Annotated in this window: 9 protein-coding genes; 1 reads left to right on the forward strand and 8 read right to left on the reverse strand. The window is 36.1% G+C overall.

From position 1 onward, the window contains the following. Positions 1 to 180 precede the first annotated feature (180 nt). The 7 genes from HFA01_RS18640 to HFA01_RS18670 all read right to left on the reverse strand — a co-directional run bounded on the left by HFA01_RS18640 (position 181) and on the right by HFA01_RS18670 (position 6,829). A complete protein-coding gene (locus HFA01_RS18640; RefSeq protein ID WP_146818879.1) occupies positions 181 to 1,524 on the reverse strand; it encodes a hypothetical protein in 1,344 nt (447 codons plus the stop codon). 74 nt (positions 1,525 to 1,598) lie between these two features. Continuing rightward, on the reverse strand, positions 1,599 to 1,790 hold the full coding sequence (locus HFA01_RS18645; protein ID WP_146818880.1) for a hypothetical protein: 192 nt from the start codon (positions 1,788 to 1,790) through the stop codon (positions 1,599 to 1,601). A gap of 228 nt (positions 1,791 to 2,018) precedes the next feature. Next, positions 2,019 to 3,377, reverse strand: coding sequence for a hypothetical protein (locus HFA01_RS18650; RefSeq protein WP_146818881.1), 1,359 nt, complete (start codon positions 3,375 to 3,377; stop codon positions 2,019 to 2,021). 274 nt (positions 3,378 to 3,651) lie between these two features. Then, positions 3,652 to 4,182 carry a tyrosine-type recombinase/integrase gene (locus HFA01_RS18655; RefSeq protein WP_167506275.1) on the reverse strand — a complete coding sequence of 177 codons (531 nt, stop codon included), beginning with the start codon at positions 4,180 to 4,182 and terminating at the stop codon, positions 3,652 to 3,654. Positions 4,183 to 4,361: 179 nt separating this feature from the next. Further along, positions 4,362 to 5,357 (reverse strand): DNA cytosine methyltransferase, encoded by a 996-nt coding sequence (locus HFA01_RS18660; protein WP_246139370.1) that lies wholly within the window; start codon positions 5,355 to 5,357, stop codon positions 4,362 to 4,364. A gap of 71 nt (positions 5,358 to 5,428) precedes the next feature. Further along, positions 5,429 to 5,950 (reverse strand): Bsp6I family type II restriction endonuclease, encoded by a 522-nt coding sequence (locus tag HFA01_RS18665; protein ID WP_146818883.1) that lies wholly within the window; start codon positions 5,948 to 5,950, stop codon positions 5,429 to 5,431. A gap of 144 nt (positions 5,951 to 6,094) precedes the next feature. Beyond that, positions 6,095 to 6,829 (reverse strand): DUF3967 domain-containing protein, encoded by a 735-nt coding sequence (locus HFA01_RS18670; protein ID WP_146818884.1) that lies wholly within the window; start codon positions 6,827 to 6,829, stop codon positions 6,095 to 6,097. 143 nt (positions 6,830 to 6,972) lie between these two features. Here HFA01_RS18670 and HFA01_RS18995 point away from each other — a divergent pair, with 143 nt between their 5' ends. Beyond that, positions 6,973 to 7,137 (forward strand): hypothetical protein, encoded by a 165-nt coding sequence (locus HFA01_RS18995; RefSeq protein WP_167506277.1) that lies wholly within the window; start codon positions 6,973 to 6,975, stop codon positions 7,135 to 7,137. Between the two features lie 379 nt (positions 7,138 to 7,516). Here HFA01_RS18995 and HFA01_RS18675 read toward each other — a convergent pair whose 3' ends face one another. Next, entirely contained in the window at positions 7,517 to 8,728 is a 1,212-nt protein-coding gene (locus HFA01_RS18675; protein WP_146818885.1) for a hypothetical protein, read from the reverse strand. Positions 8,729 to 9,255: the final 527 nt, after the last annotated feature.

The following is a 9,255-nucleotide window of genomic DNA, read 5'->3' on the forward strand; positions in this document are numbered from 1 at the left end:
GCATCAATTCATCGTTATACTTTCGTTTAAAACTTCGCCTCTTCATACTGATTAACAAAGATAGCTCTCTACGCTTTCCACACGTAAATTGTCACAGTTTTTAAGCTAGATGACGTGTAATTTTTTTACATTCTAATTATAATATCTTTTCTTGCAACTAATAAAAAAAGACTAGCCAAGCTAGTCTTTTCTAAGAATCTCCCTCTTTTCTTGGAGCTTCTTTTGGATGTATGTATCAAAACTCTCATCACTTGGAAATACTTTATCAAAATACGCCATAAAAGCCTTTCGGTTTTGCTTATCATTCTTTAATTCTCTGAAAGCAAATTCAAAATACGATTTCCGTGGATCCTCTTCTTCCAGAAAGGATAAAACAACTTTATCAGAGAAATTCTTAGTTTCATCGATAAAATAATCATCTACCTCACTATCAAGCAGATTTTCTTTATTCTCGATAAATTCATTTATAATAACTGACTCCATATCATACCATTCCTGCAACGCACCATCTTCAACAGCATTTAAACGCATTACTTCTATATGCGTGAGATTATAATAGACTCTTTCTGAAGTAATCTTGATAAAACCACAGGATTTGTCACTTGTTTTCAAGCTTCTCTCCGCGAATAAATTTTTTATATGCGAGACAACATCATGTAAGTAAATGTTTAGACTAACATTGGTATCTTCTCTAATATTCACATCACCATTCAGCATTTGAATCTCCTGGTGAGCCACACTCACCTTTTCAATTGATTTATTTATATAGTCCATTAAATAATCGTAGTTATCGCGATCCACATGTGCACACACATACTTGATTTTGAAATACTTCTTAATCTGAGCAAGAATTCCCTTTGCCTGCTCAAAAAAATCTCTAAACTCTTCTACTCTTGATAAAGTACTTTGTTTTATTGAATTAAAATATTTCGCAGCTTTATCGAGCTCTTTAACGTATTCACTATGAATAACTTCAATTTGATAATTCAACGCTCGATTTAACAGCTTCCTTTTTGCCAGTTCTTCCTTACGTTCTTTAAATTTATTTTTCTGTGAATCTACAACTTCTTTGTATAATTGTTCTTCGTAATCGAAATAGTACTCTTTCACTTCAATATCCTCGAGACTAGCTGTATCATACTTTTTATTGTTTCTGTTAAAAGTAAGCTTTTCGATCATTAAAGTAACTTCTACAACACCATGCTGCTTATACTTAACAACAGGACGTATAGACCAATGAAATCCTCGCCAAGGAATAGCTTTCCTCCCCAAAAAACAATAGTTATGTATTTCTGCTCTTCTTGTATCACCATACGGAAAGGGAAATTCTAACCCAGCGTTCTCATATCCATTGAAATAAACACTTAAATCATCTACAACCATACGCTCCTGAGAAAACATACTCTCATCAATATCATTCTTTTTAACCTTAAAATCCGCAGTACGATCACGAATAGCTTCAAGATAAGCTAATAATTCATGCACATCTAACGTATTCATTTGTTCTACACTCAAAAAATTCATTTCGTCACCTCCCTGATTTAAAAACACAAAAAGGTTAGCACAAAAATGAAAAAACACCAGAACATCTAACCAGATTAGACAGGAGAATCAGAAGAAGCCTCCCTCAAGAGCTCTAATCCTAGAAAGACATAGAAAAGGAAACAGTGGATCCCTATATAATAGAAACCGACCTCTGTAGAACCCTGTAAATCATAGATGAAGAACGAAAGGAGAAACAAAGTAGAACATACAAGATCCACAACAATAAAAGAAATAAAATACTTCATACACCCGTAACCTCCTTAGAAACAACCCTGTAGTAACACAAAAAAAGGACACGTCAAAGGAAAAGACAAGCCACAGAGAGAAGAGTATTGTTATCAAATTTGACCACAATGCAAACTCCTTGTGCGCCAAGGGATTTGCACAATTTGACGAGGTTAAAGAGCCCCTTTTTTGAAAAAAAACGAAAAAAAAGAGCTTAAAACGCTCTGAACCCTTACCAAATGGGCGTTTTAAGCTCTTTTTATATTTGAATAATCAATGATACCATCTAATGAGACAGACGTATCCACCTCTACACCAAAGTCTTTATTAGAACGTAGATCTCTTATGAAATAGCCACCATTAGCACCAGTCTTAGATTCGTAGTCTAGTTTTCTTCCATGGAGTTCATCTAAGTTCCTCCTGAATGATTTCTCAGGGATATTTAGACTTGCACATATAGCTTTCCTTTTAACCCACTTACCACTGTTAGACTCTAGCCATTTCAATATCTTCAGCTGAATTTCATTAGCAGACTGATATCCATCCTCTTTTTTAATGTAGCTGGATTTATACAAGTTATATGGAAATTCAATTCCCGTAATCAGATAAATCCATTCTCTAGAAGGGCCATGGTATCTACCCGAATATGCACTTTCTACAGTCGTCTTGACCTCTTTGCGCCTGAACTTCCCTCGCCGAGACGGAAACCTACCATCATTGACTAAATCGAACCACGGACCATTTAAAAAGTCATAAGCTTCTTTTTTGCTCTTTCCTAAAGCGTAATACAATAGAGCTATCGTAAATGCAGCGTTATTTCTCCATTGAACAAACTCCGCATTTAGAAGAGCTTGTATAGATTCATGCTTCATAATTTGCTTCTCAGTGAACGAGACAACCTTTTCAGAACGCTTCTTCTCTAACGACTTCTCTATATCTTCTTCTTCCAAAACCCAGTCAAAATCTTCAATGCTATGTATTTCTTCAGAAAACTTCCAAAATCCACTCTTCGGAATACTATAGAGATTTACAGCACTCGTTGCAGCGACGTCTGCCCCAATTAAAATAGCCATCCTTTTAACGACCGATTCATAATAATAAATACTACGAGCAGTGCCTGTCATGGGTTTTATTAAATAACTAGCTTGGTAATTGCCATTAGTCCTGCTAGACCAGACAACGTTAGGTAAATAACCAAATTCTCGATCTAAAATATACGCTAAATCTTGAGGGTTGAACTCACGATTCGAACCATCTTTCATCAAATCAAAATCAAGCGTGATTTGGGTAATCCAGATAAGTTCTTCCTTTGTACGATCTTTATGATGCCAAAAAATAGAAGGAGTAAAAAAGCGAAAGCGACGCTGTTTTTCTAGTATTTTATCGACATGTTCACATTTAAATTGTTTACTGAAGTCATTATTAACGAGAAACGACCGCCGTTTATCTTCATCTAAAAAAGTTCTATAAACGGACGAAAAAAACTCATCTGGATCCTCGCAATACTCTCCTAACAAGTATTGCTTGTATTCATCTTCCACATCCGATATTTGTTTTTTAGCAACTTTATGTATCCACTCTTTTTTTATTTCTTCTAAGTACCCCATAAATATAAAACCCTCCTTCTCAAGAACGGAGGATTCCGAAAAAAACATATTTTCCACTAAAAATATAGTTAATGAGTCACATTCGCTTGACTAATTATGTGTATAAATTTATAGTGAAAGTAACTTAAAATGATGGGCTTTTCGGAGTCCCCTGAGCCAGTGTTGGTAGCACTGGCTCTTTTATTTTGTCTTTATACTTACTCTAGTATTTTTCTATACAAAAATCTAGTTTTCTCACTACTAAATTCACCGCACTCTTTAATAGACCTATTACCTACAAATCATGAGCGCTAAGTTCCTCTTCGAGCTTTTGTTTTTTCCAGCCAATGTATGACAACGTCGAACCTTCTTCATCATGTTGCAAAAGATCCATTACCAGGCTAATGTTATAACCAGAATCAATATAGAGATGGTAGGCTTTTGTTTTTCGCATCGTGTGAGTACCCACATTCTCTTCCAAACCGCACTCATGTGCAGCTTTTTTCAAAAATCTATTAGCAGTAGACCTATAAAATTTAAAAAGCTTTTCGTCGTCATCCATGCTATCAATATAAGCTTTCGCTAAGCTGTGAACGCGATCATTCAGGCGTATTTCAATAGCTTTATTTCTTTTCTTTGATCGAACCCGAATAATACCATATTTCACATCTTTTACTGTAAGATCTAACAAATCACTCTGGCGTAACGCAGTCGCCAGGCCAAGTTCAAAAAACAATAAATTTCTATCACCATTAACCTGACTTCTCAGTTTTTTTCTAAACAAGGTTAAGTCTTTTTTGTTGTAAATAGGATCTACAAACTCCATATACATCCCCCATTCCGTTCCCTTCACGCTACATATTCTAGACCAATGAATGAAACCCTTCTATAAAAGCAAAAAAACGCAACAGAATTTACTTCTGTTGCGTTTTTTATGCGCGTTCCTCATTATAGGTCCCTTATTGAACCAATAATTTCACTTCATTGCTTCAATTATCCACGCAATTACTGCATTTGAGCCTCTTTAGGAGAACCAGACTTAGACTCTTCAATAGCTAAGTGTATATTTTCAGCAATCCTTTGGATGACTGGAACAACCACAGAATTCCCTGCTTGTTTATACAAATGAACATTCGCCAGGTTAGGAAGGTTATAGTCTTTCGGGAATCCTTGTGCATTAAAACACTCTCGTGGAGTCAATTTTCTTATGCCAAATGGTGTTTTAACCAAGGGCACATTATGTCCCCCAGTACCCATGTTTGCTGTTAAAGTAGGCACCACGCCATTCTTGTTCTCGCGAACATATTTTCTACGCCATTGGTAGACAGTGTTTGGATCATCCATCGCTTCCTCAAGCTGATCATAAAAAGTATGACGTTCAGCAGTGTAGTAATATTTCGCTTCAACTTCTTTGTCAAAATCAATAACTTCTGTAAGAGGCGTTTCTAACTTAACTGGCTCAGGAAAATCAAAGTTTTTATACGCTTCTTTATCTTTGAAGCCTACAACATAGATACGTTCCCTGTTTTGAGGTATGTTGCCGAAATCTTTAGCATTTAGTACTTGATACTTAATGTGGTAACCATGCGCTTGCAAAGCTTCACGTATCACTTTAAATGTATTGCCTTTGTCATGACCAACCAAGTTCTTTACATTCTCTAAGAACACTACATCAGGATCTTTTTCTTTGATAAAGCGAACAACTTCAAAGAACAGATCTCCTCGTTCATCTTCAAAACCTTTTCTATATCCAGCTACACTAAAAGCCTGGCACGGAAACCCAGCTAGTAGGACATCAAATTCAGGGGTGTTTTTGGGATCTAAATGATGTATATCTTCAGTCTCTAAATGGTTAGGGAAGTTAGCTTTATAAGTCTCAGAAGCCTTTTCATCAATCTCATTGGCCCAGACAGTTTCAAAGTGTCCAGTAGATTCAAATCCCAAATCCACTCCGCCTACACCAGCGAAAAGGCTTATCATTTTCAACTTTTTCTGATTCATACAATGTTGTCTCCTTTATTTGCGGCGCGCCGCTCTTTTAAGGGGTAAAGGTGACACACCTTCACCCCCTCTTAGTGCTTTGTTAATTTTTTTGTTCTTAAGTCAATACTAGCCACAGGCTGAATGTCGTTTGGCTCAATGATCTTCTTAATTATTGAGAACCGAGGTCTTCTCTTTTCAGCTTGTTGATCACCAACTGTTTGAGTACTACTAACACTTATTTGCTTTAAGTCATTAGAATCCAATTCTAAGTCATAAATGCTGATGGAGTCCTCGCGTTGATTTAACCTCACAAAAAACAGACGGTCAAAGTCTTCGCTAGGAGAAAAGCTAGATGTATCTCTGTCCCAATTGGAAGTTGCTTTAGCTTCACACACTTCATCGGTTTCAGGATTTCTAGCATCACCACCAGTGCCTCTGTTCAACTCAAAATCTAGAGCATAGCACATAAGTGATTCACTAATAGTTTCAGGAAAGTTAATTCCTCGATTATGACTGTTTTTAATGATTGCGTTTAATTCTTTCCAGAGAAAATAAGCTTTCACTGAGTCATTAAAACGACTTTTATCAATTGTAATATAGTCTGCTGCGATACCTGACGGTGTGTCAACCTTTGACTACTATTCTATCAGAATTTGTCGATTAATTGGTTCATATTAACTTAATAAAAATTTAATCAAAAGGACTTTAGCTCTATGATGAGACTGAAGGTTGCAATTTTGGGAAAGTGCAATCTTTCAAGAAAACAGACGTTTCCAAAAAGACTGTTTTCCTTCTACAGAAGCAGCAACCTCTTTAGCTTTCTCATCTTGATATTGTTTGATCTTATTTAATAATTCTTGATCTCTTTGAAGAGCATCGTCACTAAATTTATCAGTTAAATCGTCGTACATTTTTTTTATCTGGTTAGAAATTGTTTCCCTTAGCTCATCATTGGATTTTTGCTGTTCATTATCAGTACTCTGTTTAACTTCTAATAATTTTTGCTCACTAATTCTATCTAAACGATCTAAAATACCCTTTTCCCTCTTCTCAAACTCTGTGTGAAACCTGTCTTCTAAAAAAGTGTACATCTCTTTCAGGTTATCTCTAAATTCTTTCTCAACTTCTTCTCTTGTCCTCCGTGCGGTCTCATCGATTATCTCTCTTACTTCATTCACCGAAAACGCATTTTCATCGCGTTTTTCTTCGTGAACGCTCAGCGTTTTATCCACGATTTCTCTATCATTTTTTTCTGTTATAGCAGCTTTTAACGCGTCTTCATATTTTAAGCTTTTATCAAGAAATTTCTTCAGACTATTTAACACGATTAAATCGCGTTTATAAAAGATTCTTTGGTTCTTTTCATTCCGATCAAACTCATAGTTGTGTTTATGCTCTAAATCTAAACACCATCGTCTCAAGGTCGATGTAGTAACCTCTAGCTCTTGGGCAATGTATTTAGCTAAAAAACCATATTCCGTATCTCCCATATTAGCCCTCCTTTTTCATGCGTCTAAATAGCGTTTTCTACATTAAGAATCTAAAATCCTCTTCTCTTATATGTTTTGCTAAAATGTAAATAAAGAGGTTCTGGATGAAAAGGCGCTAAAATTACCTCGAGGAGGACATGAAAGTGAAGATATACAGCGTAAATGATCGTACGAAAGCAAGAGACAAATTGCAAAAACGTGTTAGAAGAAACCTTTTCAAAGCCAACGCTGTTATTTACGAATTAAAGCAAGCGATCAAAGAAGATGAAAAAGAAATAAAAGAACTGAAGAAGAAGTATAAGCAGTGATAAAATACTACACTCGCAAAGATGTAGCTGAATTTTTCGACGTCACGCTAAACGACGTAGATAAGTGGATAAAACAAGGTAAGTTGATTGAAACAGAGAAAGGTATTGCGACATCTCAGATACGAACCAGGGAACAAATTTTAAGAGTCGATTCTACATTTTTTATAAGGCGGGAAGCTGAACTAAATCAAATACCTAGAAAAAGAAATGATACAAAGGACCGTTCACAATAAAAAGCGAAGAATCCAGGCCAGAGCTTGGATTCTTTTTTTATGTACTATCGATTTTTGAACATTTTCGACTTGTAGTGCCATGATAGTAATCATAATTGAGATTTTTCAATATAAAAAAGCGCAAACTCCTCCATACGGTTTACGCTTTACCTGTGCCTTTTCAAGGCTTCTATAACGTTCATATTCTCAATGTAAAATCGAACAACTTCCTGACGCGAGTGATTTAGGTCAGTCGATACTAACCACCGAATTTTCTCTTCTTTTTGAATCACGCGTGCATCTCGGTTCTCTTTAATAATTTTTTTTCTTATTCTTCCTTCAAATGCTTTATATCTAGTATGTAATCGTGGTTGCTCTTCGATTTTTTCTTTAATAATTTCGTCTAGTCGTTCGTGATTCGCAGCATAGACTTCCATTCTTTCCAATCCAAACCCACCTCGGAAGCTATGGGAAGTAAACGTCTCTCCTCGTGGCCCCTTTATGCCTAATCGATTGGCACAACGCTTCGCAAGCTCAGAAACAGACTTTGAAACTAATTTATCACTACGATAATTATCTTCGTTGTTTTTAAACCGTTCAAAAATTCGCCCTGTCCCTTGATCTGCACATCTTTTTATTTCTTCAAGAAACCTCTTATCTTCGTCATTATGATGACTTGTGTAAACTATGTTATTTAGTCCCCCTTTTGATTTTCGAGATTCGTGCTTGTTGTTTTTTATATCTATGTACATTACTTTCTGCTTCACTGAATCATTGATTCTAAAGCCAGACAAGAACTCGTAGCGAGCTATAGAAGCATAACGAGGGTTATACCTTTCCATTTCTATTAAAACGCGCCTACAGTCATCTGGTGTTGCTTTTAAGCGTGTAGAATCCTGTGCTCTTCTAACAATGCCGTTTTCTGCAACCTTCTCTAACATACCTTGATGATCAGTAATTTCTATCTTCTGACTCTTTTTAAAGACATTCATTTCATTTACGTGCTTATTTATGTATTCGAGAGCATGACAAGTCTGTCTTACAGTACCTGCGACGAGACCTCGGTCTATCCTATCCTGAAGAAGTTCTTTGGCATGTTCTGGCTTGAAATGCTTCCATTCACGAATTCCAAATTTTTTGTTCGCTTCTTTTAGAATCACCTTAGCTTTATCACCATATGTGACCACTGTCCCATCGCCAATCGTTGGTATTTGTTTGATTCTATTCAAAGTTCTTTGATACTCAATGGTCCCCTTTGTATATCCTTCGAGCTCTTTAAGGAGTTCTTTTTTCTTTGCTGCATTACTCCTTTGTGCTCGTTTTAAAACTTTGCGTATCTTTTTGTCTTGAGCAGCTAACTTCTTTTTGTCTTTCTCCACTTTCACCACCTCCTAGAGATTGAATTTACAAAAATCGGGCATTTTTCTAGTTTTCGAACGCTCCTTTCAGTCGCTAGAAAACTGAAAAATGCTAAATAAAGCCCTGCCAGGCAGGTTCTGTACGCCTTCGCGAACTAAAATTTTGTCTTTTGCTTCTTTATCTGATGATAAATTTAGCTTCAGACTTCTCTTATTACGTTCGAAGGCGTACAGAACCGCCTGTTCCCTTCCTGGCCCTGAAGAAGTTTTGAATCATAATCGCTTCACTCGCTTTGAATTGCGAGTTCGCGCCTCTCATCGTATGAGCGTTAAACTTGATCTTACGATCACGTGCTATTTTATATTCACTTCGAGATCTCACTCGATGCCTTGCACTATTTCTTATCTACAAATCGAAATTTACTACAACTACAAGTCTTACTTTCACTACATATCGAATTTTTCAGCAACGTATTCTTACTACAAGTCATATAATTGATTGCATGTTCGAACCCTCCACATTTTTTTATTGAATCGAAGCATTATTT

Origin of the sequence: Halobacillus faecis (assembly GCF_007991335.1) — a bacterium.
In the GTDB taxonomy this organism is placed as follows: domain Bacteria; phylum Bacillota; class Bacilli; order Bacillales; family Halobacillaceae; genus Halobacillus; species Halobacillus faecis.

Excerpts from the sequence above, each read along its gene's own strand:
- HFA01_RS18660 (WP_246139370.1), bottom strand. The coding sequence starts at position 5,357 with ATGAATCAGAAAAAGTTGAAAATGATAAGCCTTTTCGCTGGTGTAGGC.
- HFA01_RS18650 (WP_146818881.1), bottom strand. The coding sequence starts at position 3,377 with ATGGGGTACTTAGAAGAAATAAAAAAAGAGTGGATACATAAAGTTGCT.
- HFA01_RS18645 (WP_146818880.1), bottom strand. The coding sequence starts at position 1,790 with ATGAAGTATTTTATTTCTTTTATTGTTGTGGATCTTGTATGTTCTACT.
- HFA01_RS18670 (WP_146818884.1), bottom strand. The coding sequence starts at position 6,829 with ATGGGAGATACGGAATATGGTTTTTTAGCTAAATACATTGCCCAAGAG.
- HFA01_RS18640 (WP_146818879.1), bottom strand. The coding sequence starts at position 1,524 with ATGAATTTTTTGAGTGTAGAACAAATGAATACGTTAGATGTGCATGAA.
- HFA01_RS18655 (WP_167506275.1), bottom strand. The coding sequence starts at position 4,182 with ATGGAGTTTGTAGATCCTATTTACAACAAAAAAGACTTAACCTTGTTT.